Source organism: Rathayibacter sp. SD072 (assembly GCF_017355185.1).
Taxonomy (GTDB): domain Bacteria; phylum Actinomycetota; class Actinomycetes; order Actinomycetales; family Microbacteriaceae; genus Rathayibacter.
Window position 1 is genome coordinate 14,516 of sequence record NZ_JADILJ010000033.1, and the last position, 26,552, is coordinate 41,067.

Genomic DNA, 26,552 nt, shown 5'->3' on the forward strand with positions numbered 1-26,552 from the left:
CACCGCCGCTAATGTCTCTCACGTGCCTCCGATCTCCGACGCGCCAGCCGCGACCGCAGCACCCGCCCCCTCCTCCGCCGACGGCACCGTCGCGCCGCCCCTGGACGACCGCATCCGAGCGGACGTCCACCTCCTGGGCGAGCTCCTCGGCCAGGTGCTCCGCGAGTCCGGGGACCCGTCCCTGTACACCGACGTGGAGCGCCTGCGCGCGCTGACGATCAGCGCGTACGACAGCGGGAGACCCGAGGACCTGGCCGACGCGGAGGCGTTCGTCGCGTCGCTCTCGGCCGAGCGGGCCGAGGAGGTGGCCCGCGCCTTCACGTGCTACTTCCACCTCGTGAACGTGGCGGAGGAGTTCCACCGCGTCCGCGTGCTCCGCAAGCGCGAGGCGGACGCGGGCGCGCAGTCGCCGGAGGACTCGATCACCGCGTCGATCGCCACCCTCACGGCCGAGCTCGGCGAGGAGGAGGCGTTCGACCGCCTCTCCCGCCTCGAGTTCCGCCCGGTGCTCACTGCGCACCCCACCGAGGCCCGCCGTCGCGCGGTCGCCTCGACCATCCGCCGGATCAGCGCGCTGCTCGAGCAGCGCGACGACCCGCGCACGGGCGGCGTGGTGCTGCTCGAGAACCGCCGCCGCCTGCTGGCCGACGTCGACACCCTGTGGCGCACCGCCCCGCTGCGCGAGTCGAAGCCCTCGCCGCTGGACGAGGTGCGCACGGCCATGAGCGTCTTCGACGAGTCGCTCTTCTCGGTCCTCCCCCGCGTCTACCGCCGCCTGGACGACGCGCTCCTCGGCGAGGCCTCCGGCACCCGCGCCCCGATCGCCCCCGCGTTCGTGCGGCTCGGCACCTGGATCGGCGGCGACCGCGACGGCAACCCGTTCGTGACCGCCGAGACGACCCTGGAGGCCGTCGGCATCGCCTCCGAGCACGTGCTGATGGGCCTCGAGCGGGTCGCGCGCCGCGTGGGCCGCGCTCTGACCCTCGACGCCGCGACCACCCCGCCCTCGGACGCGGTCCTCGCCCTCTGGTCGGCCTGCACCGACCGCGCGCCCGAGCTCGCGGCCGACATCGCCGACCGCTCCCCCAACGAGACCCACCGCCGCGTGCTGCTCTTCGCGGCGGAGCGGCTCGCCGCGACGCGCTCCGGCGGCCCGCTCGCCTACTCCGCCGCCGCCGACCTGATGAGCGACCTGCGCACCCTGCAGGAGTCGCTCGTGGCGGCCGGCGACGCCCGCTCGGCGTACGGCGACCTGCAGAACATGATCTGGCAGGTCGAGACCTTCGGCTTCCACCTCGCCGAGATCGAGGTGCGCCAGCACTCGAAGGTGCACCGCGAGACGATCGCGGCCATCGAGGCCGGCGGTGAGCTCGACGAGCGCAGCGAGGAGGTGCTCGCCGTCTTCCGCGCGATCGCCACGGTGCAGGAGCGCTTCGGCGTGGACGCCGCACGGCGCTACATCGTCTCGTTCACGCAGTCCTCGGACGACCTGCGGACCGTGTTCGAGCTCGCCGAGGCGGCGACGGAGGGGCACCCCCCGATCATCGACGCCGTCCCGCTCTTCGAGACCTTCGCCGACCTGGACGCGTCGACGGACATCCTCGCCGAGATGATCCGGCTGCCGCAGGTGCGCAAGCGCCTCGACGAGACCGGGAACCGCCTCGAGGTCATGCTCGGCTACTCCGACTCGTCGAAGGACGTCGGACCGGTCTCGGCGACCCTCGCGCTCTACGACGCCCAGGCGCGCATCGCGCAGTGGGCCGAGGACGAGGGCATCGTGCTCACGCTGTTCCACGGCCGAGGAGGAGCGCTGGGCCGCGGCGGCGGACCCGCCAACCGCGCCGTGCTGGCCCAGCCCCCGGGATCCGTCGACGGCCGCTTCAAGCTGACCGAGCAGGGCGAGGTGATCTTCGCGCGCTACGGCAACCCGGACATCGCGACGCGGCACATCGAGCAGGTGGCGGGGGCGACGCTCCTCGCCTCCTCCCCCTCGGTGGGCGACCGCAACGCCGAGGCGGCCGACCGCTTCCGCGACGTCGCGGCGACCATGGACCGCGAGTCGCGCAAGCGCTTCTTCGAGCTCGTGAAGGCGGACGGCTTCGCGCCGTGGTTCGCCCGGGTGACTCCGCAGGAGGAGGTCGGCCTGCTCGCGCTGGGCTCGCGCCCCGCCCGCCGCGGTCTCTCGGTCGAGTCGCTCGAGGACCTGCGGGCGATCCCGTGGGTGTTCGCCTGGACCCAGGCTCGGGTGAACCTCACCGGCTGGTTCGGTCTCGGCAGCGCCCTCGAGGCGGTCGGCGATCTGGAGCTGCTGCGGTCGGCGTACTCGTCGTGGCCGCTGTTCACCACGATGATCGACAACGTCGAGATGTCGCTCGCCAAGACCGACGAGGGCATCGCCCGCCGCTATCTGGCCCTCGACTCCCGGGAGGACCTCGCGGGCCTCGTGCTCGACGAGATGGAGCGCACCCGTCGCTGGGTGCTCTCGATCACGGGCGAGGAGAGCCTGCTCACCGGGCACCGGGTGCTGGGCCGCGCCGTGCGCCTGCGCACGCCCTACGTCAACGCGCTGTCGCTCCTGCAGCTGCGCGCCCTCCGCGCGCTGCGGACGGACCCGGGCGGATCCGGCACCGAGCAGAATCAGCGCCTGCTGCTGCTGGCCGTCAACGGCGTCGCCGCCGGCCTGCAGAACACGGGCTGATCGAGTCCCTCGAACGACGGAACCCCCGCGACCCTCCGGTCGGCGGGGGTTCCGTCGTTCGCGCTCGAGATCAGCCGATGGCGGTCGGGATCGGATCGGGCCCGATCAGATCTGGGCGCCGTCGGCGAACTGCTCGGGGCCGGCGGCCGCCTGAGCGGCCTTCGCCTCGTCGTACTGGCGGCGCACCTCGACCATGTCGAGGCCGCGGACCTGCTCGATCAGGTTGTCGAGTGCGGGAGCGGGGAGGGCGCCGGGCTGCGCCATCAGCGGGATGCCGTCGCGGTAGACGACGAGGGTCGGGATGGAGGAGATGCCGTAGCTCGCGGCGAGCTGCTGCTGATCCTCGGTGTCGACCTTCGCGAAGACGATGTCGGAGTTCTTGTCGCTCGACGCCTCGAAGACCGGGGCGAACTGGCGGCACGGGCCGCACCAGGCCGCCCAGAAGTCGATGAGGACGATGCCGTCGGAGACGGTCTCGTCGTGGGAGTCGAGGGTCATCGCAGTCGTAGCCATGCCGGTTCCAACCCCCGACGGCGCGCGGCTATTCCCGGTGGCCCGCGTGGTCCTCCGCGGCGAGGCGGTCGAGCAGGGCGCGGGGCCCGACGGCGCTCGCTCCGAGCGCCTCGATGCGGGCGACGAGCTCGCGGTCGGCGGTGACGACGCGGGCGGGGGCGTGCAGGCCCGCGACCAGGGCGACGATCGCGTCGTCGCCGGACCCCTCGGCCGACTCGATGCGGAGGCGGCCCGGCGCGGACGCGGCGAGGGCCGCACCGGTACCGGCGTCGCGCGCGGCCCCCTCGAGCACGACCGCGATCAGCGGCCAGACCCGGTCGGCGTCGACGCCGAGCACGGCTCCGGGCAGTCCGTCGACGCTCAGCCGGGCGAGGCCGAGCAGGAGCCGCTCGGCCGCTCCGGCGCGGTCGCGCCACCAGCCGTCGGGCCGGGAGCCGACGACGTTCGCGGCATCGACGACGAGCACCGGCAGCGCTGCATCGAGGTCGCGGAGCCCGGTCCAGGAGGCGCCGAAGCCCGGATGCAGCGGGAGCGAGTCCACGTCGTCCGGAGCGACCCAGCGCAGCTCGGTGCTCTCGGCATCGGTGATCACGGGCTCGAAGTGCTCGAGCGCGTGCGCGAGGACCGTCGTGTAGCTCCACGGCCCGATGGTCACGACGCTCGCGGCATCGGGCACGACGATCGCGACCGGGACGCCCGCCTCCTCGGCCGACTCCCGCAGGGCCGCCTCGAAGGCGCTCTCCTCCGGGTGCCGTGCGCCGCCGGGCAGACCCCAGGTGCCGCCGAAGTGGCTCCACGCGACGCGGTGCTGCAGGAGGATGCGGCCGTCGGGATCGCGCAGCAGCAGCCCGGCGGCGCCGAAGCGGCCCCAGAACCGGCGCCCGTCCCCGATCTCGACCCAGCCGTCGCCGAGCGACGCGTCGAAGGGGTGGCGCGGAAGGGCGGCGTCGCCGCCGCTGTCGTTGCCGGTCATGCCCTCCAGCCTGGCACACCGCGCCGGGCGAGCCGGACGGCGGGACGCCGTGTGACTGGCAGAATCGGACGATGCGCCGCTCGGGAGTCCTCCGCCTCGCGACCGTGCTCTGGATCGGCGTGATCGCGCTGATCACGCTGACGCCGGCCCCGTACCCGGCCGGTGAGCCGTCCGAGCTCGTGCGCTCGATCATCGCGTTCCTCGGGTCCACTCCGCTGACCGCGTGGTTCGACTACGACGTCGCCGAGTTCACCGCCAATGTGCTGATGCTCGTGCCGCTGGGCGCCCTGCTCGCCGCGCAGCTCCCGCCGCGCCGCCGCCTCCTCGCCGCGCTGACGGGGCTCGGCGTCTCGGTGCTCGTCGAGACGATCCAGCTGCTCTGGCTGCCGTCGCGCGTCGCCGACGTCCGCGATCTCGTGTCGAACGGGCTCGGCTCGCTCCTGGGCGCCCTGCTGGTGATCGTGCTCCTGCCCCGCCCCTCCCCCCGCAGCACCGCCCGGAAGGACCGCACCGCCCATGCCCGCTGAGACCCTCGTCCTGCTCGATCGCCCGTCCGCCGAGGCGCCGGCCCGCGGACTCCCCTCCCCGGTCGTCGTGGACCCGAGCGGAGTGGGCGGCATCGACGTCACCGACCTCGGCTTCACCCGGGGCGACGGGGTCTTCGAGACGATCAACCTGGTCGACGGCCGGCTGCAGGCGCTCGACGCCCACCTCGACCGCTTCGCGAGCTCGGCGCGGATGCTGGAGCTGGTCGCCCCGGACCGCGAGGCGTGGCTCATCGCGATCCGGACCGCGGTCGCCGCGCACCCGCCGGTGCCGGAGGCGATGGTGAAGACGATCCTGACCCGCGGCCTCGAGGGCGCCGGTCGCCCCACGGGCGTCGTCTTCGTGCAGACGAGCCCGGACTTCACCTCGGCGAGGCGGGAGGGGGTGCGCATCGCGCTGCTGGACCGCGGGCTCCGCTCCGACGTGCGCGAGACGTCGCCCTGGCTGCTCGCAGGGGCGAAGACGCTGTCGTACGCGGTGAACCGCGCGGCCGCCCGCGAGGCGGCGCGCCGCGGAGCCGACGACGCCCTGTTCGTCTCGAGCGACGGCTTCCTGCTGGAGGGTCCGACGTCGAACCTCGTGCTGCTCTCGGACGGCGTGCTGCTGACTCCGCCGCCGAGCCTCGGGCTCCTGCCCGGGACGACGCAGGCGGATCTCTTCGCACTGGCGCCGGGACTGGGGCTGGACGGCGCCTACCGCCCGCTGCGCGAGGAGGACCTGGAGGCCGCCGACGCCGCCTGGCTGGTCTCGAGCGCGCGCAACGCCGCTCCGGTCCGTGCCGTCGACGGCCGGGAGCGCCGCGTCGATCCGGCCCTGTCGGCCAGGATCAACGCGGCGCTGCTCGCGCGCTGACGACGCGGTCGATCCGGGCCGAGCGCTCAGGAGAGGTCGGTGACGTCCGTCGTCGTGCGGCTGATCATGCCTCCGCGCACGCGCACGGCGGCGGGATCGAGATCGACGCCCTCGCGCTGATCAGCGGCCTCGTCGTTGATGACGGCCGAGACCAGGCCGCGCCAGTCGGTGCCCTCGGCGACGGCGTCCTCGGATCCGAGACGGCTGGAGACGAACACGGCCTCCGACTCCTCCCCCGCGTGCGAGATGACGGCCAGCGTGCCGACGGCGCGGCCGTCGGGGTGGCGGACCTGCCACTCCTCGTGTCCGGACGGGACGAGGGAGAACGTGCCTCCGGAGTGCTCGAAGGGGGTGTCGCGCAGCTCGGACGGCAGACCGCTGTGCGGGGGCGCGCCGCGGGTGGGGACGCCGGTGCCGCCCTCGGAGGAGCGGGCGCTCGTCGTGCTCATCCCCACGTCGGCCGAGGTGCCGGCCGCGGTGCTCGTCGCGGTGCCTTCCGCGACGGGAGCGTCCTCCTGCCCGGTGTAGGTGCTGCCGTTGGGGTTCGATCCGGTGTTGATGCCGTCGGTGCTCATGGGGTTCTCCTTGTCGGGCGGTCCGGGAGGACCGCGTCGTGCTCGGGTTCGTAGACTGGTGGGATGCAGATCCCGGTCACCGGCGCCGTGCGCGTGGACGCCTGGCTGTGGGCGGTCCGCGTGTACAAGACGCGCTCGGCCGCGACCTCGGCGGCGCGCGCGGGCCACATCCGCGTGAACGGCGAGCGCTCGAAGGCCGCGCAGACCGTGAAGGTCGGCGACGAGGTCCGCGCGCGCATCGCCGGATTCGACCGGCGCCTGATCGTGCGAGGGCTGATCGTGAAGCGCGTCGGCGCGCCGATCGCCGCGGAGTGCGCGGAGGATCTCACTCCGCCGCCCCCGCCGCGCGAGTCGGCGCCCGCGATCATCGAGCGCGACCGGGGCGCCGGGCGGCCGACGAAGCGCGACCGCCGCGAGATCGAGCGCCTGCGCGGCTTCTGAGGGTCACGGCGCGAGGGCCCGCAGCCGCTCGAGCAGGCCGTCGGCCGCCTCGTCGAGGAAGCGCTGCTGGAGCTCGTCCCCGACCTGGACCAGGGCGATGTCGGTGAAGCCCGCCTCGATGTAGGGCACGAAGCTCTCGGCCAGCTCGTCGAGATCGGGGCCGCAGGCGATCTGCTCGGCGACGTCCTCGGGACGGACGAACTTCGACGCTCCGGAGAAGCCCGCCGGGGTCGGGAGGTCGGCGTTCACGGACCAGCCGCCGGCGAACCAGCGGAACTGCTCGTGCGCGAGGGCGATGCCCTGCTCCTTGTCCGGCGCCCAGCAGATCGGGATCTGGCCGATGGTGCGCGAGGGCGCTGCGTCGGCTCCGCGGACCGCGGTCCACTGCGAGATCAGCTCGGCGTCGGGCTCGGTGGTGATGAGGTGGTCGCCCAGCGGGGCGAAGCGCTCGATCGACTTCTCGCCCGAGACGGCGAGGCCGATCTCGACGGGCCGGTCGGGCAGGTCCCAGATCCGCGCCGAGTCGACACGGAAGTACTCGCCCTCCCAGGTGACCAGCTCGCCGGTGTGCAGCGCGCGGATGATGTGCACCGCCTCCTCGAGCATGTCCTGCCGGACCGAGACCGCGGGCCAGCCCTCGCCGACCACGTGCTCGTTGAGGTTCTCCCCCGAGCCCAGGCCCAGGGTGAAGCGGTCGTCGGAGAGGATCGCGAGCGTCGCCGCCTTCTGGGCGACGACCGCGGGGTGGTAGCGGATCGTCGGGGCGGTGACGTAGGTCGTGAGGTCGATGGTCGAGGTGGCCTGCGCGACCGCTCCGAGCATCGTCCAGGCGTAGGAGGCGTGACCCTGCTCGGTCAGCCACGGCGAGTAGTGGTCGCTCGAGACCGCGAACTCGAAGCCGTGCCGCTCGGCGTCGACCGCGTAGCCGACCAGCTGCTTGGGTCCGCTCTGCTCCGTCATCAGGGTGTATCCGAATCGCACCATGGTCGCTCCTCGTTCCGCTCGTGGGGCGTGCCCGCGGGCACCGTCCCATCGTGCGCGGCGACCCCGGCGCGTGCTAACCCCTTGCACGGGCCGGCGGAGGGGGCTAGCGCGGCGTCAGACGAAGCGGACGCGGTTCTGCACGCGGGTGCGGACCTCGAACGACTCGCCGTAGCCGCCGAGCCGATCGTCGGTTCCCGAGCGCAGCAGCTGCGGCAGGAGCGAGCGCCGGATCACCACGGCGCCCTGGTGGCGGCCCCGCTCGACCTGCTCGTAGGGCTGCTCGAGCCCGTCGTCCGGCACCACCACCACGCTCGCCGAGAAGCGGACTCCGAGCTCCCGGCCGAGGCGGCGCGCCGCCTTGGACAGCGACGCGATCGGCTTCTCGTCCTCCCGGATGCCCGGGCCCTCGAGCTCGCCCTTGCGCAGGCGGACGGGATCGCCCCAGTCCGCCGAGGTGAGGGCGAGAAGGCCCGACGGTCCGAGCACGACATGGTCGACCTTCAGCCCGCCGTCGCCGACGGCGACGTCGTTCCAGACCGTGTACGCGATGCCGAGGGAGGCGACGAGGGACGCGGTCGCCTCCTCGGCCTGCGCCTTCGCCAGCCAGCTGCGCACCTCGCGCGGGGCCGAGCGGACGATCGCGGGGTCGAACGGATCGTCGACGTCGACACCGCGGCCGAGCCACTCGCGCACGAGGCGCAGGTAGTACTCGCGCGCCGCTCCGCCCGGGTGGCCGTAGGAGCGGGCCCGGACGGCCGAGGCCGTCTGCGGGCGGGGCGAGCCGGTGTAGGGCGACTGCGGCGACTGCGCACCCGGAGCCGGAGCGCCGCGGTCGTAGTCACTCCGCGCGGAGGCGCTGCCGATCCGCTCCCAGGCGAGCTGGACGGCGTGGAACGAGGCGGCGTCCCCGCCCGTGTCCGGGTGGGTCTCGCGGAGCAGGCGGCGGTACGCCTTCCTCAGCTCGTCGTCGGACGCGGTGGCGCGGACGCCGAGGACCTCGTAGGGCGTGCGGGCGGCGTGGCTGTCGGGCATGGTCTTCCGGAGGGGTCGGGGGCGGTGCGGGCACCGGGTCCTCGAGCATATCGGCGGGGGCCGGGTGCCCGATGGGAGCCCGCACTGCGCCCGCTCGGAACGCGCCGGGAGCGGCGGCTCAGCCCTCGGCGAGCATCTCGCGCACCATCGGGATCACGCGGGTGCCGTAGAGCTCGAGGTTGTGCATGATCGCGGCGTGCGGGAGGGTGCCCGCGCTGTACTTGAGGTCGAAGCGGTCGATGCCGAGGGCGCCGATCGTGTTCGCGATCTTGCGGGCCACGGTCTCGGGCGATCCCACGTGCAGGGCGCCGTCGGGGCCCGCCTCCTCCGCGAAGCGCTCGGGGGTGAGCGGGGACCAGCCGCGCTCGCGGCCGATGGCGTCGGCCATGCCCTTGTAGTGCGGGAAGTAGAGCTCGCGCGCCTCCTCGTCGGTGTCGGCGACGAAGCCCGGCGAGTGCACGGCGACCGGGAGCCGGGGCTGCTCGAGCTGGTCGAGCGCACGGCCGAACAGATCGACGTAGGGGCGGAACCGCGCGGGCGAGCCCCCGATGATCGCGAGCACGAGCGGGAACCCGAAGCGCGCCGCGCGCACCACCGACTCCGGGCTGCCGCCCACGCCGATCCAGGTGCGCAGGCGCCGTCCGCTCTCGACGGACGGGTAGACGCTCTGCTGGGTGAGCGCGGCGCGGGTGCGACCCTCCCAGGTGACCGGACCGCCCTCGACGAGCGCGTGGAACAGCTCCAGCTTCTCCTCGAAGAGGAGTTCGTACTGGGAGAGGTCGAGACCGAAGAGCGGGAAGGACTCGGTGAAGGAGCCGCGGCCGAGGATGACCTCGGCACGGCCGCCGGAGAGGCCGTCGAGCGTCGCGAAGCGCTGGTAGACCCGCACCGGGTCGTCGGAGGAGAGGACCGTGACCGCGGAGCCGAGGTGGATGCGCTCGGTCCGCCCCGCGATCGCGGCGAGGACCACGTCGGGCGCGCTGACCGCGAAGTCGGCGCGGTGGTGCTCGCCGATGCCGAAGAAGTCGATGCCGACGGCGTCCGCGTGGACGCCCTCCTCGACGACGTCGCGCAGCACCTGGCCGTGCGGGAGCAGGGCGCCGTCGGCGCCGCGGGTGACGTCGCCGAACGTGTCGACCCCGAACTTCACTTCATGCGTACTCATGGACTTCTGCAACCTCCCGGCGACGAGGACTATTCCTCGACGGCGCCGTTCAGGACGATATCGGCCTCCTCGACCTCCGGCTGCACGACCCCGGCGGCGAGGGCCGGCTCGCGGTACGCGCGGCCGAGCGTGGCCGTGGTGTCGTGCGCGTTCAGACCGCTCGGGTTGGGGAGCACCCAGAGCGGGACTCCCGCGATGCCCTCCTCCTGACGGCCCTGCTTCGCGGTGCGGCGGCCGAACGCGGCGCGGTAGGCGGTGATCCCGACCATCGCCACGACCGACGGGCGGACGCGCTCGACCGTGGCGACCAGTCGGTCCGCTCCGGCGCGGAGCTCGGCCGCGCTCAGCTCGTCGGCTCGCGCGGTGGCGCGGGAGGCCAGATTCGTGATGCCGACGCCGCGCTCGATCAGGAGGCGGCGGTCGTCGTCGCTCATCCCCTCCGACACGCGCATCGGCCGCTCGAGGATCCCTGCCGCGAGCAGCGCCGGGTAGAAGCGGTTGCCGGGATGGGCGAAGTGCGCGCCCGTCGCCGCCGTCCAGAGCCCGGGGTTGATGCCGACGAACAGGAGCCGGACGCGGGGCCCCAGCAGGTCCTCGACGGTGCGGTCGCGGAACGAGGCGAGCTCGGCGCGGGTGAACGGCATGACTCCATCCTGCCGCGCGGCGGCGTCCGCAAGTGCTCGCCGAGCCCTGCGCGGGGTGGAAGCATGGAGGCATGACGAATGCATCCCAGGACCACCCGATCCAGCACGGCAGCGACGACGCGGTCGAGGACGAGAAGGTGCAGGGGATCCTGCTCCAGGTCGCCGGAGACCTCCAGCTGCGGCCCGACGAGGACCCGGAGGCACTGCTGCGCCAGCGGCTGCGCGACACCCGCATCGAGATCCCGGAGGAGAGCATCGCCGGGCTCGTGAAGCGGATCCCCGGGCTGGACGAGCGCAGCGACGGCGAGATGAACCCCGGAGCGCACTGACCGCTCGCCGGCCGCGCTACTCCGGGACCGCCGGGCCCTTGCGGTGGTGGTCGAACACGATGCTCGTGCGGGTCGACGCCACCGCCGGGTGCGCCGACAGGTTCGACACCACGAAGTCGCGCACATCGTTCGAGTCGCGGACCGCGACATGGATGATGAAGTCCTCGGAGCCGCCGAGGAAGAAGAGCTGGACGACCTCGGGCAGCGCCCGGATCTCATCGGCGAACCGCGTGATCGCCTGGCGCTGACCGACGCGGATGCTGACGCTGATCAGGGCCTGCAGTGCGAGTCCGAGCGCGGCCGGGTCGAGCTCGGCGGTGAAGCCCGTGATGATGCCGCGGTCCAGGAGCGAGCGCACGCGCGAGACGCACGTGGACGCCGCGATGCCGGCCTGCTCGGCGAGGCGGCTGTTGGGCGTCCGGGCATCCGCGCGCAGCAGCCGTACCAGCGTGCGATCGACCGGGTCGAGATCGCCGAGGTCGTGCAGATCCTTCGGTCTCATCCGCCCCACCTGTTCTCGCACCGCTGATCCTGCGGATCGGGCGGCGATCATCGACGATCCTGCGGAACGTCATGTGTTCGGAACACGATCTTCGCACGATAGGACCGACGTCGGTGCAGGATCGGCGTCCACCGCCCAGTGCCGGGCGCCGCACCTCGGGCGCCCGCGAGTCGAGGAGCCGTCATGCGCATCGGGATCCCCAGCGAGATCAAGAACAACGAGAGCCGCGTCGCCGCGACGCCCGCCGGCGTCCACGAGCTCGTCCGGCGCGGGCACGACGTGCTCGTGCAGTCCGGCGCGGGCCTGGGCTCGCACCTCCGCGACGAGGACTTCACCGCCGCCGGAGCCCGGCTCGCGGCGGACGCCGACGAGGTCTGGGGCGAGGCGGACCTGATCCTGAAGGTCAAGGAGCCGATCGAGGCGGAGTACCCGCGGATGCGCTCGGGGCAGGTGCTCTTCACCTACCTGCACCTCGCGGCGTCGCGCGACTGCACCGACGCGCTGCTCGCCTCCGGCACGACCGCGATCGCCTATGAGACGGTGCAGCTCCCCGACCGCCGGCTGCCGCTGCTCTCGCCGATGAGCGAGGTCGCGGGGCGCCTCTCGATCACCGTCGGGGCCTACCACCTGATGAGCCCGACCGGAGGGCGCGGCACGCTCCTGGGCGGAGTGCCCGGCACACCCAAGGCGAAGGTCGTGGTGATCGGCGGAGGAGTCGCCGGAGAGCATGCCGCGGCCAACGCCCTCGGGATGGGCGCGGACGTCACCGTCGTCGACCTGTCGCTCCCCCGCCTGCGCGAGCTCGAGAACCGGTTCGGCGGCGCGGTGCAGACCCGGGCGTCGTCGACCTACGAGATCGCCGCCCAGGTCGCCGAGGCCGATCTGGTCGTCGGCTCCGTCCTGATCCCGGGGGCTCGCGCTCCGAAGCTCGTGACGGACGAGATGGTCGCCACCATGAAGGCGGGCTCCGTGCTGGTCGACATCGCGATCGACCAGGGCGGCTGCTTCGAGGGCTCGCGGCCGACCACGCACGACGATCCCGTCTTCGCGGTGCACGACAGCGTCTACTACTGCGTTGCGAACATGCCGGGTGCCGTTCCCGAGACCTCGACGCGCGCCCTCACGAACGCGACGCTCCCCTACGTCGTGGCCCTGGCCGACCGCGGATGGGAGGGGGCGCTGTCGGCCGACCCGTCCCTCGCGAAGGGCCTCAGCACCCACGAGGGGCACGTGGTGAACGCGGCGGTCGCGGAGGCGTTCGGGCTGCCCGTCACCCGCGTGGACGAGCTGCTGGGCGGGAGGCACGGCGGCTGAGCGCCCACACCGCCGCTCCTGCCGCGAGCACGGCGGCGGAGAGGCCGACGACGTGGAGGACGAGGGACGGCGCGCCGTTCGCGGGCAGCAGGAAGCCGTAGGGGACCCAGCCGTCCGTGCGTCCGCGGATGAGGACGACGACGAGCCACACGAGCGGGTGCGCCAGGACCACGGGCAGGGCGGACCAGCGCAGCCGGCGGCGGTCGGCGACCAGCGCCCAGTCGAGGACCGCGAGCAGCGGGAGCACGACGTGCAGGAGCGCGCTGACCCAGGTCGGGGCGGATCCGGTGCCCGGGACGAGGGTGTTGTAGATCGCGCCGACCACGATCAGCGACGCCGTCGCGATGCCCCGGACGAGATCGAACACCGCCGACGTGCGCTGCCCGGCTATCGCGCCCGCGCCGGACGCGAGGAGCACGACGGCGAAGAGGGCGCTCGTCTGATTCGTGAAGTAGCCGAAGTAGTCGAACGGGGCGCCGTCGCCGGCGGCGAGACGGAGGCCGTACGCGTAGCCGAGGACCGCGAGGACGACGAGTGCCAGGGAGATCCGCAGCACGGCCACGGCGGCCGGGGTCCGCGCATGGGCACGCCGGGCGCTCATGCGGCGCTCGGGGGGTCGTCGTCCCCGACCTCGCCGCGCCGGCTCAGCCACCCCGGTCCCTCACTGCCGAGCCGCCGCCGATCATCGCTCGGCGTGCCGTCGGCTCCCGGTGCGGCCGATGCCGCGGACCGGTGGATCAGGAGCCGGACCTGCTGCACGACTCCCAGCACCACTCCGGCGCCGAACAGCGGCAGACCGAGCAGGAGCACGAACCACAGCGGGGCGTGGCGGCGCGAGCCGCCGATGTCGGCCCGGAGGTCCCAGCCGGCGTCGGCCGCCAGGACCACGATCGCGAGCACGAAGACGGCGCTGATGAGCGACAGCGCCCAGGGGTGCTCCAGGAGGTAGGCCTGTGTGCGGTGCGAGCGCGTCCCCCTGGCCATGACCCGATCCTACGGACGGACGGGAGCGCCGGGCCGCCGGCCCCGCCCACGACGAGCGGGCGCGCACCGCGTCAGGTGCCCGGCTCGGCCCCCGCTGAGCGGTAGTCGACCGCCCAGGCCGCCCCGAGCGCGAACAGGGTGGAGACCCCGTGGTGCTCCATGGCGGCGGCGACCCGACGACGGCCGGTGCGCGGATTGATGCCGAGCCGGTAGGACGCGGTCTCGAGGGTGATGCCCGTGCGCATCAGGCGCAGGAGCGGGGTCCAGTGCTCCTCGACGGCGTCGACCGGGACGGCCTGCCGCCAGAGCTCCTCGAAGTACGAGCCGACCAGCCCGGCGAGGGCGGGATGCCGCAGGCCCAGCACGCTCGTCGGCCGGGTCTCGCCCCACTCGAACGGCACCGCCAGGTACTCGCCGTCGACCCAGAACCAGCTGGGCGGGGTCTCGAGCAGCCGGTACTCCACGCCCGCCTGCTGGTACGCCTCGATCCGGGCGAGCACCCGCGGGTCGCGGATCCCCTCGGACGGGATGATGACCCGCACGCGGTCCTTGGCGGCCAGTGCGCGCCCGAAGCGCAGCGCCCGCTCGGTCGGCGGATCGAGGAAGCGCTCGACATCCGGCAGGACCGCGATGAGGGTTCCGGAGTCGCGGCGGACGAGATCGAACCAGAGGTCCTCGGAGGCGTGCGGTCCGTGGCGCAGGAGGGTGGGCACGAGGTCGCCGGACACCTCGCCGACCGACCAGGCTCCGAGCAGGCCCTGCAGCTCGGCCACGATGCCCTCGATGCCGTCGGTCGACTCCCGGGTGGCGCGGCGGGCCGCCGCCGTGTGCTGCGCGATCCGCAGGCCTGCCCACTCGGCCGGCGGGACGTACGAGAGCAGCTCGCCCTCGCCCGCCAGCAGCCCCCGGCCGCGGAGCCGCTCGGCCCCCGCCGCCACCTCGGACGGATCGAGGTGGGTGAGCTCGGCCGCCTCGGCCAGAGTGCCCGGACGACCGCGGTGCAGTGCTGCGAGCAGATTCTCGTCGTCCATCGGTCTCCAGTGCTCGGCGGGCCCTGGGACGACAGTGCCCTGATGCGGACAGGGGTGCAAGCGGAACTCGCTCCGCGGCCGACCAGGAGAGGACGGATCGCCCGGGACGGTGCGGATCGGGCGGGCGGGCCGGACCGGGTCGGACGGACCGGGTCGGCTCGGGTCAGCTCAGACCGAGCCGCTCGACGATCTCCGCGATCTCCTCCTCCGGAGCCCTGCCGACGTCGACCGCGATGTGACGCTCGTCGTCGCCGAGGGGCTCGAGCAGGCCGAACTGCGAGTCCAGGAGCGCCGCCGGCATGAAGTGGTCGAGCCGCGAGGCAAGACGGTCGGCGACGACCTCCTTCGACCCGGCGAGGTGCACGAACACCAGGTCGTCGCGGCGCAGGATGTCGCGGTAGCTGCGGCGCAGAGCCGAGCAGGTGACGACGACAGGGCGGCCGTTAGCGATCCGCTCGTCGACCTCTCGGGCGATCTCGGCGAGCCACGGCCCCCGGTCGACGTCGGTCAGAGGCGTTCCTGCCGCCATCTTCTCGACGTTCGAGCGCGGATGCAGGTCGTCGCCCTCGAGGAAGCTCCAGTGCAGGAAACCGGCGAGCAGGGCGGCGACCGTGGACTTCCCACTGCCGGACACCCCCATGACGACGATCGCGCGGACAGGCGCGGTGAGCGGCTGCGACATCAGAGACCTCCTACGAACAGACCGATCACGAGCACCCCGGCGAGCCCGGTCACCGAGACCAGGCACTCCATCACGGTCCAGGTCTTCAGTGTCTGGCCGATGCTGAGTCCCAGGTACTCCTTGACGAGCCAGAAGCCCGCGTCGTTGACATGGGACAGGAACACCGAGCCGGCGCCGATCGCGAGCACCATGAGGGCGACCATCGGTCCGTCCATCGTCTCGGTCAGAGGCTGGAGGATCCCTGCGGCGGTCACGGTGGCGACCGTCGCCGAGCCGGTGGCGATGCGGATGACGACCGCGACGAGCCAGGCGAGCAGGAGCGCGGACGCTCCGCTCCCCTCGGCGAGCCGAGCGACGACGCTGCCGATGCCGGTGTCGACGAGGACCTGCTTGAATCCGCCGCCGGCGCCGACGATCAGCAGGATCCCCGCGATGGGCGGGAGGGAGCTGGAGAGCGAGTCCTGCAGCTCGGAGCGGTTCATCCGGCCGCCGCGCCCGAGCAGCACCAGACCGGCCAGCAGCGCGATGGCGAGGGCGATGGTCGGAGTGCCGAGGAAGTCGAGCAGGGACTTCCACGCGTCGTCGGATCCCGGAGCGGCGATGTCGGCGACGGCCTTGCCGAGCATGAGCACGACGGGCAGCAGGATGCTCGCGACCGCGGCTACGAAGCCGGGGCGGTGCTCGCGGGCGTCGCCGGCTCCCTCGCCGAACAGCGGAGGCGTCTCGACGGGCGCCCACTTCGCCGCGAGGCGGCCGAAGAGCGGGCCGGCGACGACGACGGTCGGGATCGCGACCAGGACGCCGAACGCGAGGGTGACACCGAGGTTCGCTCCGAGGGCGTCGATGGCGACGAGCGGGCCCGGGTGCGGCGGCACGAGACCGTGCATGACGGAGAGGCCGGCGAGCGTCGGGACGGCCACCTTCATCAGGGGCAGTCCGCTTCGGCGGGCGACCAGGATGACGACGGGGATGAGCAGCACGAGGCCGACCTCGAAGAACATCGGCAGGCCGATCAGCGCGCCGACGAAGCCCATCATCCAGGGCAGTGCCCGGGTGCTGGAGCGGGCGATCAGGGTGTCGACGATGCGGTCGGCGCCGCCGGAATCGGCGAGGAGCTTGCCGTACATGGCTCCGAGGCCGATGAGGATGCCGACGCCGCCCATGGTGTTGCCGAAGCCGAGCGCGAAGCTCGCCACGGCGTCGGCGGGGGCCATCGCCGCGACGAGACCGGTGGTGAGTGCGCCGATCAGCAGCGAGACGAAGGGGTGCAGCTTGAGCCAGGTGATCAGCACGACGATCACGGCGATGCCGAGGATCGCGGCGAGGATCAGCTGCCCCTGCGGAGCGGTGGTGCTGACCTCCTCGCCCGCGGCGCGGAGGAGGGAGGGAAGAGTCGGTGTCATGAGCGTCCTTGGTCGATCCGACGGCGGCCGGACGGCTCCTGAGGAGCGTTATGTCCGACATAACCGGTGTGCTCGAAGATTATGTCCGATGATTGGCGCGGCGTCGAGCGGACTTGGGAGGATGTCCCCATGACCGCGACGCCGCCCTCCCTGCACCACTCGGTGCTCGACGAGCTCGGCTCGCAGATCGTGCGCGGGGAGCTGGAGCCGGGAACGGCGTTCAGCGCCGACGAGCGGGCGGAGCGCCGGGGGGTGTCCCGGTCGGTGATGCGCGAGGCCGTGCGCGTGCTGGAGTCCCTCGGACTGGTCACCTCGCGGCGCCGCTCCGGCACCCGAGTGGAGCCCCAGGAGTCGTGGAACGCGCTGGATCCCCGGGTGATCGGCTGGAGTCTGGACGGACCGGACCGCCAACGGCAGCTGCATCAGCTCAGCGAGCTCCGCCTGGGCGTCGAGCCGCTGGCCGCGCGGCTCGCGGCGGTGAACGCGACTCCTGCGCAACGGGAGGCACTGGTGGACTCGGTGCGGACGATGTCGGCGAACGCCGGGTCGGCGGACGAGAGCGCCTACCTCGCCGCCGACACCGCCTTCCACCGGACCCTCCTGGCCGCGTCCGGCAACCGGATGCTCGCGCAGCTCGCCGACCTGGTGGCCGAGGTACTCGCGGGGCGCACCCGCAACGCGCTCATGCCGCGCGAGGCGGACAGCGAGGCCGTGCGATTGCACCGCGCGGTCGCATCGGCTGTCGCCGACGGGGACGGGGAGTCCGCCGAGACCGCGATGCGGGCGATCGTGGAGGAGTCGGATCGGGCGGTGCAGTCGTCCTGAGCAGCCGTGCTCGCCGGCGGCTCGGACCTCGAACCGACGCCTCCGGCCGGAGGAAGACGAGCGTCTCCGAGGGATGCCGGCGGTCCGGGCGCGCAGGAGCGGCTCGGCAGCGCCCCAGGAGTTGCTCGGAACGCCGCAGGACGCTCTCTCCGCCGCACCCGACGGCCGGCTCGGCCACCGGCCGGCACCCTCAGAACGGCGGTGGGGACTCCTGGAAGCGTGGCGAGCGCGCGGTGGTGGCGAGCTCGGGGGCGAGTGCGGGTGGTCTCGTGGTGATGCGGCGTCCGGTGGGGGTGGTCCAGTCGGCGGGGCCGTCGGGGTGGAGGACGTAGGTCCAGCGGTCGCCGTGTCGCACGTGATGGTGCGCGACGCAGAGCGACGCGAGGTTCTCGAGCGCGGTCTCGCCTCCGTGGCGGCACTCGATCGTGTGGTCCGCCTCCGCTCTCGCCGCGACCCTGGTGCAGCCGGGGAAGCGGCAGGTCTGATCCCGCAGCTGCAGCGCGAGGCGCAGCTGCGGCGGAGGCACCCGGTGCGTGCGCCCGACCGACATCACGGTTCCCGCACGCGGTTCGGTCAGGACCCGGGTGAACGACGCGGCGACCCCGACCAGCTCGCGGGCGGCTCCGGAAGGGACCAGGCCGTAGCCGTCGAGCACCGCGGGCGCGTCGTCGAGTCCGGCAGCGGTGCTCGCGGCCAGGGTCAGCCGCACCTCGGCGCGCACCCCCGGCACGAACGTCGAGTCCGCCGGTCCGGCGCCGGGAGCGGTGCCCGCGACGTCCCCGTCGCACAGCAGATCAGCGAGGGCGTCCGCGCGCAGCTGCGACAGCGTGCGCCCGTCGCCGTCCACCCGCCCGCTCTCCGCGCCCTCGCGCAGGCAGCGGGCGATGCGATCGAGCCGCGCGAACGCCCCCACCGCCACCGGAGCCGGCAGCAGCGCGCACAGCACCGCCATGCCGTCCACCTCCGGCACCACCCACACCGCACGATCCTCCCGAGCCCGCGCATGCCGCACAGCGAGGGGTTCCGCGTGCAGCTCGTCCCGCAACCGCGCCACCCGCCGTCGCAGCTGCGTCGGCGTCAGCTCGACCGCTAACGGTGCGGCCCGCGCATCGAACGCCGGCCGCGACTCCGGCGGCAGCGTCGCCGCGACCGCGCAGATCACCTGCCCCGCCTCCCACCGCACCGACGCCGACGCCAGCGCCGCCCGCGTGCACGGCAGATCCTCGACCAGCAGCTGCGCGTACTCCAGCTCCCGCGACACCACCCGCTCCGACACCCCCAGCGCCACGGCCAGCTCGGCGCGCACCGACCGCTCCACCAGGTCATCCGACTCGCTCCGCGACAGCCCCCGCGCGAACGCCTCCGGACACCTCAGCGCCGCCCGATGCCCCTCATACAGCTCCTCCGCCGCCGCCAGCAGCACCGGAGCCACCGAACGCACCAGCACGTCCGCCCGATCACCGCGCCCGCGCACCTCCGCGAGCCCCGACTCCGACCCCGACGACTGTTCTCGCTCGTCGCTCTCGAACCCTCTCGCCACACCCGCCACCTCCTCTGATCGCTCCCCCGCCCCACTAGGAGTGAACCAGCGACCACTGACATTCCCTCACCTCTGCCGAACCCGACGATCGCCCGCTGTCGAGCACCGGACCGGGCTTGCCGAACCGCCCCTCGGAGCGCACAGTGGAGGGATGGTCGAGGGCTACTCCGCCGCGCAGGTGCGGGCCGCAGAGGCGCCGCACCTCGCCCGGCGCGAACCGCTGATGCAGCGGGCTGCGGACGGTCTGGCACGCGAGATCCGCGCACTGCTCGCCGGGCGACGCGACCGCCGCGGGCCCGGAACGGTTCTCGTGCTGGTGGGGCCGGGGAACAACGGCGGAGACGCCCTCTACGCGGCGGCCGAGGTGGCGTCCTCCGGAGTCGACGTGCTGCTGGTGCTCACCGCGGACCGCTGGCACCAGCGCGGCCTCGCGGTCGCGCTCGACGAGGGCTGCGACCGCGTGCAGGCCGACGATGTGCGCGCTCTGCTGGCGGCGGTCGCGAAGGCGGACGTCGTCGTCGACGGGATCCTCGGCATCGGCACCCGCCACCCCGCTCTGACGGGACGGCCGCGCGAGATCGTCGCGACGGTGATCGATGCTCTCACCGACCGCGAGCACCCGCCCGTCGTCGTCGCGGTCGATCTGCCCAGCGGCGTCGGACCGGACGACGGCGGCGTGCCCGACCCGGTCGTCCTGCGCGCTGACGTGACCGTCACCTTCGGGGCGATCAAGGCGGGGCTCCTGCTGCCGCCCGGTGATGCGTTCGCCGGGCGCATCCGCCTGGTCGACATCGGACTGGGACCCGACCTCGAAGGCGTCGAGCCGCTCGTCCGGGAGTGAGGCTCAGCCCCCGCGGGTGAGCAGGTGCGCCTTCTCGGGGTGCTCGTCGAACCACTGGCCGACGTACCAGCAGAGCGGCACCACCCGTCGCGTGCTCGAGGTCTCGATGTCCTCCACCGCGAACGCCACGAGCTCGCCGGCGAGGCCCCGCCCGCGGAACGGCGGCGACGTGAACGAGCGCACGAGCGAGACCGCCTCGTCGTTCTCGCGGTAGTCGAGGACGCCGACGAGGGCGCCGTCCTGGTGCAGCTCGTAGCGGGAGGCGTCGTCCGCTCGACGGAATTCCTGGGCCATGCCCTCAGCGTAGGACGAGGGCGGGCGCCGCGGGCGAGGTGTCCGAAAGACCCCGATCAGGACTCGTCGTCGAGGAGGTCGCCGTCGACGTAGTACCAGCGCCCGTCCTCGCGGACGAACCGGCTGCGCTCGTGCACGAGGCCGACGCCCTCGGACGAGCGGTAGGACGCGCGGAACTCGACGAGCCCGTCGACGTCGCCCTCTTCTCCGCGGGCCGTGTCGACGATCTGCAGACGGCGCCAGCGGACGCCGTCGTCGAGGTCGATGCGCGCGGGCCGGGTCGACGGGTGCCAGCTCGCGAGCAGGTACGGAGCGCTGCCGAGCACGTTCGCGCTGTAGCGGCTGCGCATCAGGCGCTCGGCGGTGGGCGACGGGGTCTCGCCGAGGTGGGCGGGGCGGCAGCAGTCGGCGTAGTGGCGGCGGCTTCCGCACGGGCAGGCGTCGGCGGGGTGCATCCGGACAGTGTCGCAGGTGAGGGAGCAGGCCGCTCAGGTGTGCATCCCCTCCACATCCGCTCCCCCGCCTTGAGACGCACGGCGGTTCTCGGAATCGTGGCCGTCTCATCGACCACGGACGGAAAGGAACGACCGATGCTCACGCTCACCGACAACGCCAGCACCGTCGTCAAGACCATCACGGGACAGACCGAGACCCCCGTCGAGGGAGGCCTGCGCATCAGCGGGAACGACCTCGACGCGCAGAACTTCGCGGTCGCGGTCGCGGCCGCTCCGGAGACCACCGACGCGGTGGTGGAGCAGGACGGCGCCCGCGTCTTCCTCGACGTCGCCGCCTCGGTCGCCCTCGGCGACAAGGTGCTCGACGCGCAGGTCGACGACAGCGGCACCGTCAGCTTCGGGCTCGCCGCGCAGGGCTGAGTCCGCTGAACCGTCGAGAGGCCGCCTCCCCGCTCCAGCGGGAGGCGGCCTCTCGTGTTCCTGCGGCCAGCGTCAGGACAGGATGTCGCGGGTCGTGAACCGGCCGGCCGCCAGGGCGCCGAAGACGGCGACGTACGCGAGCTGCAGGAGCGCGTTCTCGCCGATCGAGCTCCACGCGATCGGGTCGCGCAGCAGGTCGGCGAAGTCGAACCACCGGTCGGTGAAGAGGAACGGATGCAGCGCGTCGAGCTGCGAGAGGGAGCCGACGATCTGCGCCGCGATCGACACGACCACGGTGGCGGCCATGGCGCCGACGGGCACGTCGGTCAGCGTCGAGACGAACAGGCCGATCGCGGCGAGTCCGACGAGCGAGAGGGCCACGTAGACGGCGATCGCCAGCGCGCGTGCGACGGCGTCGGCCAGCGGCACCGTGCTGCCGGACAGCAGCGTCACCGGCCCGACGGGGAACAGCGCGAAGCCGATCAGGATGCCGACCACCATCACCGTGAGGGCGGCGGCGAGGCAGAAGGCGAGCGAGGCCGCGAACTTGACCGCGAGCAGGCGGAGCCGCCCGACCGGGGTGACGAGGAGGTAGCGGAGCGTCCCGAGGGACGCCTCGCCCGCGATCGCGTCGCCGGCGACCACTCCGACGGTCAACGGCAGGAAGAGCGGCACAGCGACGGTGACGGCCGCGAACCCGGTGAACAGGCCGTTGCCCCCGATCGCTCCGACGAAGGACGGGCCGCCGCCCTCGCCCGACAGCCGGACGGCCACGGCGAGCAGCACGGGGATCGCCGCGAGGGCCGCCAGGAGCGCCCACGTGCGGCGGCGGCGGAACAGCAGCGCGAGCTCCGAGAGCAGGAGCCCGCCCGCTCCCCCGCGGGAGCGGCGCACGGCGATCGCGGGGTCAGCGCTCGACATCGAATCCCTCCCCGGTCAGCTCGACGAAGCGCTCCTCGAGCGAGGGGCGGCGCACGGCGAAGCCGCGCACGCGCACGTCGTCCGCGACCAGCACGGCGACGACGGACTCGGCGGCGAGTCCGGGAGGCATCGCGGCGAGGACGACGGGCGGGTCGGAGGGATGGCCTCCGGGCGCGGTGCGGGGCACCAGCCCCATCTGCGCGAGGCTCCGCTGCGCCCGCTCTGGGTCGGGGGTGACGAGCTCGATCGCAGCGGCGTCCCCGCGGAGCTCGTCCAGCCCTCCCTGCGCCACGAGGCGCCCCGTCCGCATCACGGCGGCGTGGGTGCAGAGCTGCTCGATCTCGGCGAGGAGGTGGCTGGAGACCAGCACGGTCGTGCCGTCGGCGTTGAGGCTGCGCACGAGCGACCGCACCTCGCGGGTGCCCTGCGGGTCGAGGCCGTTGGTGGGCTCGTCGAGCACGATGAGATCGCGCGGGGAGAGCAGGGCGACGGCGATGCCGAGACGCTGCTTCATGCCGAGCGAGTAGGAGCCGACCTTCTTGCGGGCGGCGGCGCCCAGCCCGACGCGGGCCAGCGCCTCGTCGACGCGCGCCCTGCGGGTGCGCGACGACGTGCCGGCCTCGGCGGCGTCGAAGCGGTGCAGGTTGGCCGAACCCGAGAGGAACGGGTAGAAGCCGGGCCCCTCGACCAGGGCGCCGACCCGCGGGAGCACGTCGGCCGAGCGCCGGGGCATGCTCTCACCGAGTACGGTGATGCTCCCCGCGGTCGGTGCGGCGAGGGCCAGGAGCATCCGGATGGTCGTGGTCTTGCCGGAGCCGTTGGGTCCGAGGAAGCCGAACACGGCTCCGCGCGGGACCGCCAGGTCGAGACCCGAGACGGCCTCCTGACGCCCGAAGCGCTTCGTGAGGCCGCGGGTCTCGACCGCGAGGTCGGCCGCGGTCACCGACCGGCCGCGTCGACCAGGACGTCGACGGGGACCGCTCCGGCGAGGACGCGGCCGTCGTCGGTCAGCAGCACCGAGACGAGGGCCGACTCGAGGGCGCGGCCGCCGGCGACGGGGGTGCTCACGGCGTCGAGGGCGCCGAGCGCTCCGGTGCCGCCGGCGGGCAGCTCGACGACGGTCGCCCATCCGCTTCCGGTCGTGACGACCTCGGATCCGTCGGCGCCGGGCTTCCGGAGCTCGACCGCACCGGGCTCGACGGCACCGGGCTCGACCGCACCGGGCTCGACGGCACCGGGCTCGGGCGCCTCGTGCACGGGCGCGGCCTTCTCGGTGACCTCGGCACCGGCGGGCGGGGTGAACGTCAGCATCGCCGCGTCGGGAGCGTCGAAGTCGATGCTCGAGTACGCGACGCTGAACGCGGGGGCCGTGCCTCCGCGGGCCGTGACGGCGACGCCGAGCGGGAGCCCGGTCTCTCCGTCGATCGAGACCGTCACGGAGCCGACGAGGGTCGTGCCGTCGCGCGGCGTGAGGACCAGCTCGTAGGCGTCCCGCCCGGCGACCTCGACGTCGGAGCCGACGGCGACGGTCGTCGTGGGATCGATGCTCGCGAGGAGCTGCTCGGCGACGCTCGAGGGCGTCGGCACCTCGGTCGGCGGGACGGCCTCGGGGGCCGCGTCGTCGGACTCCGGGGGCAGGAAGTGGGTGGCGGTGTTCTCGGCGGAGTCGTAGACCCAGACGCCCTCGCCCTTCGTCGCGACGACGTCGCGCTCGGCGAGGCGGTCGAGGACCTGGAGCCGGGCGCCGCGGTCGGCGTCGACGAAGACCCGCGCCTCGTGCGAGCCGGTGGCGAGCTCCATCAGGGCGTCGACTGCGGAGGCCTCGGAGTCGGGCGCTCCGCCCGCGGCCGACCCGCCCAGCGCGGACAGATCGGGCAGCCCGAGGTCGGAGGTCTGCTCGATGTCGCCGGAGAACGCGGTGACGTCGTTCTCGGCGACGAAGCTCAGCAGCTCGGAGGCGGACTTCTCGGGGAGGTCCCCGGCGGCGCTCGCGGAGAGGGGCAGGGCGACGGCCGCGGCGACGACGACCAGGGGGACGGCCGCAGCGGGCGCCCAGCGCTTCCAAGTGGTGCTCATACCCCGGGAGGGTACGCGCCGAACCACGGAGCCCGCTGCGAGTCGCGGGACGTCAGGCGACCCGCTCGGCCGAGACGACGACGTTGTCGACGTAGTGGCCGTAGGAGTCGTCGAACACGCCGCCGCAGGTGATCAGGCGCAGCTGGGCCGTCGGCTGCGGGCCGTAGACGTCCTCCGTCGGGAAGGCCTCCTTGGGCACCGTCACGGAGCCCGTGACCGCGAAGGTACGCGTGCTGCCGTCGGAGAGCACGACGTCCACCGTGTCGCCCGGGACGAGGGAGTCGAGGTCGAGGAAGACCCCGGGGCCGATGCGGGAGTCGACGTGACCCGCGATCACCGCGGGACCGATGTCGCCGGGCACCACTCCGTCGCGGTACCAGCCGGCCTCGTCGACCGCGACAGGAGGCTGGATCCAGCCCGTGCCGTCCCTGGTCAGCGACTCGAGGGTGGAGTCGACCCCGAGCGCGGGGACGACCACGCGCACGGGGACGACCGAGGAGCGGGCCGGTGCTGCGGTGGAGACCGGGTCCTGCAGCGCTCCGGCGGCACCGGGTCCGGGCGTCGCGGGCGCGGTCGGCGACGGCGCAGTGCTCGCGGCGACCGGGGAGCTCCCCTCGGGCGCGCCCGCCCCCGGGGCGCCCGAGCAGCCGGCGAGGAGCAGGAGCGCCGCGACGAGGCCTGCGGCGTGCGCGGCGGCGCGCATCAGCTCGTCCGGCCGCCGAGGCGGGTGCGACGCGCGAGCAGGGCGGCCGCTCCCGCGATCAGGCCGAGGACGGAGACGACGCCGAGCAGTCCGGGGACCGCCGCACCCTGCGCGGAGGAGACGTGCACGGCGGTCGCTCCGCCACCGGTCTGGATGCCGCCGACGGGGAGATCGCCCACCGCGGCGGAGTCGAGGACCGGGGAGACGACCAGTCCCGAGCTCGCGTCGTCGAGGACGAAGAGGGACGCCACGGAACCGGGGGCCAGGTCGAGGTCGGCGGTCGCCGAGACGCTGCCGGCGGAGAGGTCCAGGCTCCAGGGACCCGCGGGCACGCTCGTGTACGGGGTGGCGGTCCCCTGCGCGGCGTCGGTGGCCAGAGCGGTGCCGGTGGTGGTGGCGACGTCGACCTGCGAGGCCGTCGTGGAGGCCTGGATCACCCGCACGCGGGTCTGCCCGTCGGCCGGGGGCGTCAGATCGTCGATGAAGACGGTGGTGCGCAGCACGGCGTTCCGGCCCAGAGCGGCGACGGTGAGCGGAGTGCCCGCTGACACGTCGACGGACTGCTCGATGACGGGCGACGTGCCCTCGGGGGCGTCGGAGGGCACCATCGAGACGACGTAGGTGCCGGGCTGCAGGGTCCAGTAGGGCGAGACCGCTCCGTAGGCCACGTCGTCGAGCTCGAACGCGGCGCCGCCGCCCGCCAGCGACGTCAGGGTCACGTCGACCGACTTGGTGTCGGGCGAGAGGTGCGCGACCCGCACCCATCCGGTCCCCTGCTCCGCGGCCGAGGCGGGGGCCGCTCCGAGGAGCGTCGCGGCGGACACCGCGGCGAGGGCGATCGCGGCCCAGGTGCGGCGGCGGGAGGAGGGGGCGAACGGGTGCATGAGAGGTCCTTCGGGTGAGGTGGTGCCTTACGGCGCGCCCGGGAGCAGCCCGGTCGGCTCGTCGAGGTCGAGGGTGACGAGCAGGCCCTGGGGGGTCGACTCGACGGAGGTGGGGACGAACTCCCCCGACTGGCTGCCGAGCCACGTCGTGGCCTCGGTGGTGGCGGTGGGGTCCGCGGGCACGCCGGCCCCGTTGTAGCCGGACAGGACCAGGAGGTGGCGCACTCCGTCGGTCTCGTTCGGTCCGACGGGGAAGTCGGCGACCGAGAGCGGCGCGGAGGCGAGCTGCTGACCCAGCAGCAGGAGCAGGCGGGCGTCGACCCGACCCTGCTCGAGCAGAGCACGCGCGGCGGGAGTCGTGGTGAGCGCCGGATTCGCGGCGAGCTGCCCTCCGGCCGACGCGCGAGCGGCGGTGAGGACGGCGGCTGCGGCTGCGGCCTGATCGATCCCCTCGTCGAGCACCCGGCGCACCTCCACGGCGGACCCGCCGCTGCCGAAGGCGGCGACCGGCTCGGAGTTGGCCAGCGCGGTCTCGGCCTCGCCGGACGCGCTCGCCCGGAGCGCGGGCGTCGCGAGGACGTAGTCCGCCGCGCGCCAGGCCGAGTCCGGCGCGGCGGCCGTGAGGGTCGACTCCGAGACGACGGTGTCGCCCGGGAAGCCGGCGTCGGTGACGTCGGTGACGAGGGCGTCCTCGACGAGGAGCACGGAGTCGGGGTCGAGCGAGGAGGCGACCCACGCGACGGCCGCCTCCGTGGTGCCGGGTGCCGCGGCGACGGGCTCCGCCGCGTCGTCCCCGCCCTGCGTGAGCAGGGGGACGGCGACGAGGGCTCCGCCGAGGACGAGGACGGCGGCGCCGATCCCGGCGCCGATCACGAGGGCGCGGCGACGGCCGCGCGAGGACGGCGACGGCTGGGCGTCGACGGGC

General features: G+C 73.8%; 31 protein-coding genes. 9 read left to right on the forward strand and 22 right to left on the reverse strand.

The annotated features are described in order from the left end of the window. The first annotated feature begins 100 nt into the window (after positions 1-100). Positions 101-2,698 carry a phosphoenolpyruvate carboxylase gene (locus tag IOC53_RS13030; protein ID WP_207406388.1) on the forward strand — a complete coding sequence of 866 codons (2,598 nt, stop codon included), beginning with the start codon at positions 101-103 and terminating at the stop codon, positions 2,696-2,698. A gap of 105 nt (positions 2,699-2,803) precedes the next feature. On the opposite strand, the gene trxA is transcribed toward IOC53_RS13030, so the two are convergent. Together trxA and IOC53_RS13040 are read right to left on the reverse strand one after the other, a co-directional pair. Continuing rightward, positions 2,804-3,211: a thioredoxin gene (gene trxA, locus IOC53_RS13035; protein WP_207406336.1), complete on the reverse strand. Its 408-nt coding sequence runs from the start codon at positions 3,209-3,211 to the stop codon at positions 2,804-2,806. A 28-nt stretch (positions 3,212-3,239) separates the two neighbouring features. Continuing rightward, positions 3,240-4,184 (reverse strand): NUDIX domain-containing protein, encoded by a 945-nt coding sequence (locus IOC53_RS13040; protein WP_207406337.1) that lies wholly within the window; start codon positions 4,182-4,184, stop codon positions 3,240-3,242. Positions 4,185-4,255: 71 nt separating this feature from the next. Here IOC53_RS13040 and IOC53_RS13045 point away from each other — a divergent pair, with 71 nt between their 5' ends. Then, positions 4,256-4,711, forward strand: a complete 456-nt coding sequence (locus tag IOC53_RS13045) for a VanZ family protein (RefSeq protein ID WP_207406338.1) — start codon at positions 4,256-4,258, stop codon at positions 4,709-4,711. Continuing rightward, positions 4,701-5,582: an aminotransferase class IV gene (locus IOC53_RS13050; RefSeq protein ID WP_207406339.1), complete on the forward strand. Its 882-nt coding sequence runs from the start codon at positions 4,701-4,703 to the stop codon at positions 5,580-5,582. Before IOC53_RS13045 ends, IOC53_RS13050 begins: the two co-directional genes overlap by 11 nt. Positions 5,583-5,608: 26 nt before the next feature. Here the strand turns inward: IOC53_RS13050 and IOC53_RS13055 are convergent, their stop codons facing one another. Beyond that, a complete protein-coding gene (locus IOC53_RS13055; RefSeq protein WP_207406341.1) occupies positions 5,609-6,157 on the reverse strand; it encodes a hypothetical protein in 549 nt (182 codons plus the stop codon). A 63-nt stretch (positions 6,158-6,220) separates the two neighbouring features. On the opposite strand from IOC53_RS13055, the gene IOC53_RS13060 reads away from it, so the two are divergent. Next, the gene (locus IOC53_RS13060; RefSeq protein WP_207406343.1) at positions 6,221-6,598 is read left to right on the forward strand and encodes an RNA-binding S4 domain-containing protein; all 378 of its coding nucleotides are present in this window, start codon (positions 6,221-6,223) and stop codon (positions 6,596-6,598) included. 3 nt (positions 6,599-6,601) lie between these two features. Here the strand turns inward: IOC53_RS13060 and IOC53_RS13065 are convergent, their stop codons facing one another. From IOC53_RS13065 to IOC53_RS13080, 4 genes are all read right to left on the reverse strand, one after another. Further along, positions 6,602-7,582, reverse strand: a complete 981-nt coding sequence (locus tag IOC53_RS13065; RefSeq protein ID WP_207406345.1) for a TIGR03557 family F420-dependent LLM class oxidoreductase — start codon at positions 7,580-7,582, stop codon at positions 6,602-6,604. 114 nt (positions 7,583-7,696) lie between these two features. Beyond that, positions 7,697-8,614: a J domain-containing protein gene (locus IOC53_RS13070; protein WP_207406346.1), complete on the reverse strand. Its 918-nt coding sequence runs from the start codon at positions 8,612-8,614 to the stop codon at positions 7,697-7,699. A gap of 118 nt (positions 8,615-8,732) precedes the next feature. Continuing rightward, positions 8,733-9,779: an LLM class flavin-dependent oxidoreductase gene (locus IOC53_RS13075; protein ID WP_207406347.1), complete on the reverse strand. Its 1,047-nt coding sequence runs from the start codon at positions 9,777-9,779 to the stop codon at positions 8,733-8,735. Between the two features lie 29 nt (positions 9,780-9,808). After that, the gene (locus tag IOC53_RS13080; protein ID WP_207406348.1) at positions 9,809-10,423 is read right to left on the reverse strand and encodes a mismatch-specific DNA-glycosylase; all 615 of its coding nucleotides are present in this window, start codon (positions 10,421-10,423) and stop codon (positions 9,809-9,811) included. Between the two features lie 71 nt (positions 10,424-10,494). On the opposite strand from IOC53_RS13080, the gene IOC53_RS13085 reads away from it, so the two are divergent. Next, complete coding sequence (locus IOC53_RS13085) at positions 10,495-10,752, forward strand: hypothetical protein (protein WP_207406349.1); 258 nt, start codon at positions 10,495-10,497, stop codon at positions 10,750-10,752. Between the two features lie 16 nt (positions 10,753-10,768). Here IOC53_RS13085 and IOC53_RS13090 read toward each other — a convergent pair whose 3' ends face one another. Next, complete coding sequence (locus tag IOC53_RS13090; protein ID WP_207406350.1) at positions 10,769-11,254, reverse strand: Lrp/AsnC family transcriptional regulator; 486 nt, start codon at positions 11,252-11,254, stop codon at positions 10,769-10,771. 183 nt (positions 11,255-11,437) lie between these two features. Here IOC53_RS13090 and ald point away from each other — a divergent pair, with 183 nt between their 5' ends. Beyond that, on the forward strand, positions 11,438-12,568 hold the full coding sequence (ald, locus tag IOC53_RS13095; RefSeq protein WP_207406352.1) for an alanine dehydrogenase: 1,131 nt from the start codon (positions 11,438-11,440) through the stop codon (positions 12,566-12,568). Here ald and IOC53_RS13100 read toward each other — a convergent pair. From IOC53_RS13100 to IOC53_RS13120, 5 genes are all read right to left on the reverse strand, one after another. Further along, positions 12,525-13,169 (reverse strand): Pr6Pr family membrane protein, encoded by a 645-nt coding sequence (locus IOC53_RS13100; RefSeq protein ID WP_207406354.1) that lies wholly within the window; start codon positions 13,167-13,169, stop codon positions 12,525-12,527. The genes ald and IOC53_RS13100 overlap by 44 nt on opposite strands. Further along, positions 13,166-13,552, reverse strand: a complete 387-nt coding sequence (locus tag IOC53_RS13105; RefSeq protein ID WP_207406356.1) for a hypothetical protein — start codon at positions 13,550-13,552, stop codon at positions 13,166-13,168. Before IOC53_RS13105 ends, IOC53_RS13100 begins: the two co-directional genes overlap by 4 nt. A 71-nt stretch (positions 13,553-13,623) precedes the next feature. Then, positions 13,624-14,583, reverse strand: a complete 960-nt coding sequence (locus IOC53_RS13110; RefSeq protein WP_207406358.1) for a hypothetical protein — start codon at positions 14,581-14,583, stop codon at positions 13,624-13,626. 163 nt (positions 14,584-14,746) lie between these two features. Further along, a complete protein-coding gene (locus IOC53_RS13115; protein ID WP_207406359.1) occupies positions 14,747-15,265 on the reverse strand; it encodes a gluconokinase in 519 nt (172 codons plus the stop codon). Further along, a complete protein-coding gene (locus IOC53_RS13120) occupies positions 15,265-16,668 on the reverse strand; it encodes a GntP family permease (RefSeq protein ID WP_207406360.1) in 1,404 nt (467 codons plus the stop codon). The genes IOC53_RS13115 and IOC53_RS13120 overlap by 1 nt, the downstream gene beginning before the upstream one ends. 129 nt (positions 16,669-16,797) lie before the next feature. Here IOC53_RS13120 and IOC53_RS13125 point away from each other — a divergent pair, with 129 nt between their 5' ends. Further along, entirely contained in the window at positions 16,798-17,493 is a 696-nt protein-coding gene (locus IOC53_RS13125) for a FadR/GntR family transcriptional regulator (RefSeq protein WP_207406361.1), read from the forward strand. Positions 17,494-17,683: 190 nt separating this feature from the next. On the opposite strand, the gene IOC53_RS13130 is transcribed toward IOC53_RS13125, so the two are convergent. After that, positions 17,684-18,940 (reverse strand): HNH endonuclease signature motif containing protein, encoded by a 1,257-nt coding sequence (locus IOC53_RS13130; RefSeq protein WP_207406362.1) that lies wholly within the window; start codon positions 18,938-18,940, stop codon positions 17,684-17,686. 244 nt (positions 18,941-19,184) lie between these two features. Between IOC53_RS13130 and IOC53_RS13135 the strand changes: the two genes are divergently transcribed. After that, positions 19,185-19,874: an NAD(P)H-hydrate epimerase gene (locus tag IOC53_RS13135; protein ID WP_207406363.1), complete on the forward strand. Its 690-nt coding sequence runs from the start codon at positions 19,185-19,187 to the stop codon at positions 19,872-19,874. A 3-nt stretch (positions 19,875-19,877) separates the two neighbouring features. Here IOC53_RS13135 and IOC53_RS13140 read toward each other — a convergent pair whose 3' ends face one another. Both IOC53_RS13140 and IOC53_RS13145 read right to left on the reverse strand, forming a co-directional pair. Further along, entirely contained in the window at positions 19,878-20,267 is a 390-nt protein-coding gene (locus tag IOC53_RS13140) for a GNAT family N-acetyltransferase (protein WP_374070836.1), read from the reverse strand. Then, positions 20,225-20,623, reverse strand: a complete 399-nt coding sequence (locus tag IOC53_RS13145) for a YchJ family protein (protein WP_207406372.1) — start codon at positions 20,621-20,623, stop codon at positions 20,225-20,227. Before IOC53_RS13145 ends, IOC53_RS13140 begins: the two co-directional genes overlap by 43 nt. Before the next feature lie 135 nt (positions 20,624-20,758). Here IOC53_RS13145 and IOC53_RS13150 point away from each other — a divergent pair, with 135 nt between their 5' ends. Beyond that, positions 20,759-21,043: a hypothetical protein gene (locus IOC53_RS13150; protein ID WP_207406373.1), complete on the forward strand. Its 285-nt coding sequence runs from the start codon at positions 20,759-20,761 to the stop codon at positions 21,041-21,043. Positions 21,044-21,115: 72 nt separating this feature from the next. Here the strand turns inward: IOC53_RS13150 and IOC53_RS13155 are convergent, their stop codons facing one another. From IOC53_RS13155 to IOC53_RS13180, 6 genes are all read right to left on the reverse strand, one after another. Beyond that, positions 21,116-21,964, reverse strand: coding sequence for an ABC transporter permease (locus tag IOC53_RS13155; protein ID WP_207406374.1), 849 nt, complete (start codon positions 21,962-21,964; stop codon positions 21,116-21,118). Continuing rightward, a complete protein-coding gene (locus IOC53_RS13160) occupies positions 21,951-22,907 on the reverse strand; it encodes an ABC transporter ATP-binding protein (RefSeq protein ID WP_207406375.1) in 957 nt (318 codons plus the stop codon). The genes IOC53_RS13155 and IOC53_RS13160 overlap by 14 nt, the downstream gene beginning before the upstream one ends. Next, positions 22,904-24,040, reverse strand: a complete 1,137-nt coding sequence (locus tag IOC53_RS13165; RefSeq protein ID WP_207406376.1) for a hypothetical protein — start codon at positions 24,038-24,040, stop codon at positions 22,904-22,906. The genes IOC53_RS13160 and IOC53_RS13165 overlap by 4 nt, the downstream gene beginning before the upstream one ends. 52 nt (positions 24,041-24,092) lie before the next feature. Further along, complete coding sequence (locus tag IOC53_RS13170) at positions 24,093-24,743, reverse strand: class F sortase (protein WP_207406378.1); 651 nt, start codon at positions 24,741-24,743, stop codon at positions 24,093-24,095. Continuing rightward, on the reverse strand, positions 24,743-25,627 hold the full coding sequence (locus IOC53_RS13175) for a DUF4397 domain-containing protein (protein WP_207406380.1): 885 nt from the start codon (positions 25,625-25,627) through the stop codon (positions 24,743-24,745). The genes IOC53_RS13170 and IOC53_RS13175 overlap by 1 nt, the downstream gene beginning before the upstream one ends. A 27-nt stretch (positions 25,628-25,654) precedes the next feature. After that, positions 25,655-26,552, reverse strand: an 898-nt coding sequence (locus tag IOC53_RS13180) for a hypothetical protein (RefSeq protein ID WP_207406383.1), incomplete at its 5' end; no start/stop codon positions are given.

Bases quoted from the DNA above. Each gene is read 5' to 3' on its own strand.
- trxA (WP_207406336.1), bottom strand. From the start codon at position 3,211: ATGGCTACGACTGCGATGACCCTCGACTCCCACGACGAGACCGTCTCC.
- IOC53_RS13040 (WP_207406337.1), bottom strand. From the start codon at position 4,184: ATGACCGGCAACGACAGCGGCGGCGACGCCGCCCTTCCGCGCCACCCC.
- IOC53_RS13045 (WP_207406338.1), top strand. From the start codon at position 4,256: ATGCGCCGCTCGGGAGTCCTCCGCCTCGCGACCGTGCTCTGGATCGGC.
- IOC53_RS13050 (WP_207406339.1), top strand. From the start codon at position 4,701: ATGCCCGCTGAGACCCTCGTCCTGCTCGATCGCCCGTCCGCCGAGGCG.
- IOC53_RS13055 (WP_207406341.1), bottom strand. From the start codon at position 6,157: ATGAGCACCGACGGCATCAACACCGGATCGAACCCCAACGGCAGCACC.
- IOC53_RS13060 (WP_207406343.1), top strand. From the start codon at position 6,221: ATGCAGATCCCGGTCACCGGCGCCGTGCGCGTGGACGCCTGGCTGTGG.
- IOC53_RS13065 (WP_207406345.1), bottom strand. From the start codon at position 7,582: ATGGTGCGATTCGGATACACCCTGATGACGGAGCAGAGCGGACCCAAG.
- IOC53_RS13070 (WP_207406346.1), bottom strand. From the start codon at position 8,614: ATGCCCGACAGCCACGCCGCCCGCACGCCCTACGAGGTCCTCGGCGTC.
- IOC53_RS13075 (WP_207406347.1), bottom strand. From the start codon at position 9,779: ATGAGTACGCATGAAGTGAAGTTCGGGGTCGACACGTTCGGCGACGTC.
- IOC53_RS13080 (WP_207406348.1), bottom strand. From the start codon at position 10,423: ATGCCGTTCACCCGCGCCGAGCTCGCCTCGTTCCGCGACCGCACCGTC.
- IOC53_RS13085 (WP_207406349.1), top strand. From the start codon at position 10,495: ATGACGAATGCATCCCAGGACCACCCGATCCAGCACGGCAGCGACGAC.
- IOC53_RS13090 (WP_207406350.1), bottom strand. From the start codon at position 11,254: ATGAGACCGAAGGATCTGCACGACCTCGGCGATCTCGACCCGGTCGAT.
- ald (WP_207406352.1), top strand. From the start codon at position 11,438: ATGCGCATCGGGATCCCCAGCGAGATCAAGAACAACGAGAGCCGCGTC.
- IOC53_RS13100 (WP_207406354.1), bottom strand. From the start codon at position 13,169: ATGAGCGCCCGGCGTGCCCATGCGCGGACCCCGGCCGCCGTGGCCGTG.
- IOC53_RS13105 (WP_207406356.1), bottom strand. From the start codon at position 13,552: ATGGCCAGGGGGACGCGCTCGCACCGCACACAGGCCTACCTCCTGGAG.
- IOC53_RS13110 (WP_207406358.1), bottom strand. From the start codon at position 14,583: ATGGACGACGAGAATCTGCTCGCAGCACTGCACCGCGGTCGTCCGGGC.
- IOC53_RS13115 (WP_207406359.1), bottom strand. From the start codon at position 15,265: ATGTCGCAGCCGCTCACCGCGCCTGTCCGCGCGATCGTCGTCATGGGG.
- IOC53_RS13120 (WP_207406360.1), bottom strand. From the start codon at position 16,668: ATGACACCGACTCTTCCCTCCCTCCTCCGCGCCGCGGGCGAGGAGGTC.
- IOC53_RS13125 (WP_207406361.1), top strand. From the start codon at position 16,798: ATGACCGCGACGCCGCCCTCCCTGCACCACTCGGTGCTCGACGAGCTC.
- IOC53_RS13135 (WP_207406363.1), top strand. From the start codon at position 19,185: ATGGTCGAGGGCTACTCCGCCGCGCAGGTGCGGGCCGCAGAGGCGCCG.
- IOC53_RS13145 (WP_207406372.1), bottom strand. From the start codon at position 20,623: ATGCACCCCGCCGACGCCTGCCCGTGCGGAAGCCGCCGCCACTACGCC.
- IOC53_RS13150 (WP_207406373.1), top strand. From the start codon at position 20,759: ATGCTCACGCTCACCGACAACGCCAGCACCGTCGTCAAGACCATCACG.
- IOC53_RS13155 (WP_207406374.1), bottom strand. From the start codon at position 21,964: ATGTCGAGCGCTGACCCCGCGATCGCCGTGCGCCGCTCCCGCGGGGGA.
- IOC53_RS13165 (WP_207406376.1), bottom strand. From the start codon at position 24,040: ATGAGCACCACTTGGAAGCGCTGGGCGCCCGCTGCGGCCGTCCCCCTG.
- IOC53_RS13170 (WP_207406378.1), bottom strand. From the start codon at position 24,743: ATGCGCGCCGCCGCGCACGCCGCAGGCCTCGTCGCGGCGCTCCTGCTC.
- IOC53_RS13175 (WP_207406380.1), bottom strand. From the start codon at position 25,627: ATGCACCCGTTCGCCCCCTCCTCCCGCCGCCGCACCTGGGCCGCGATC.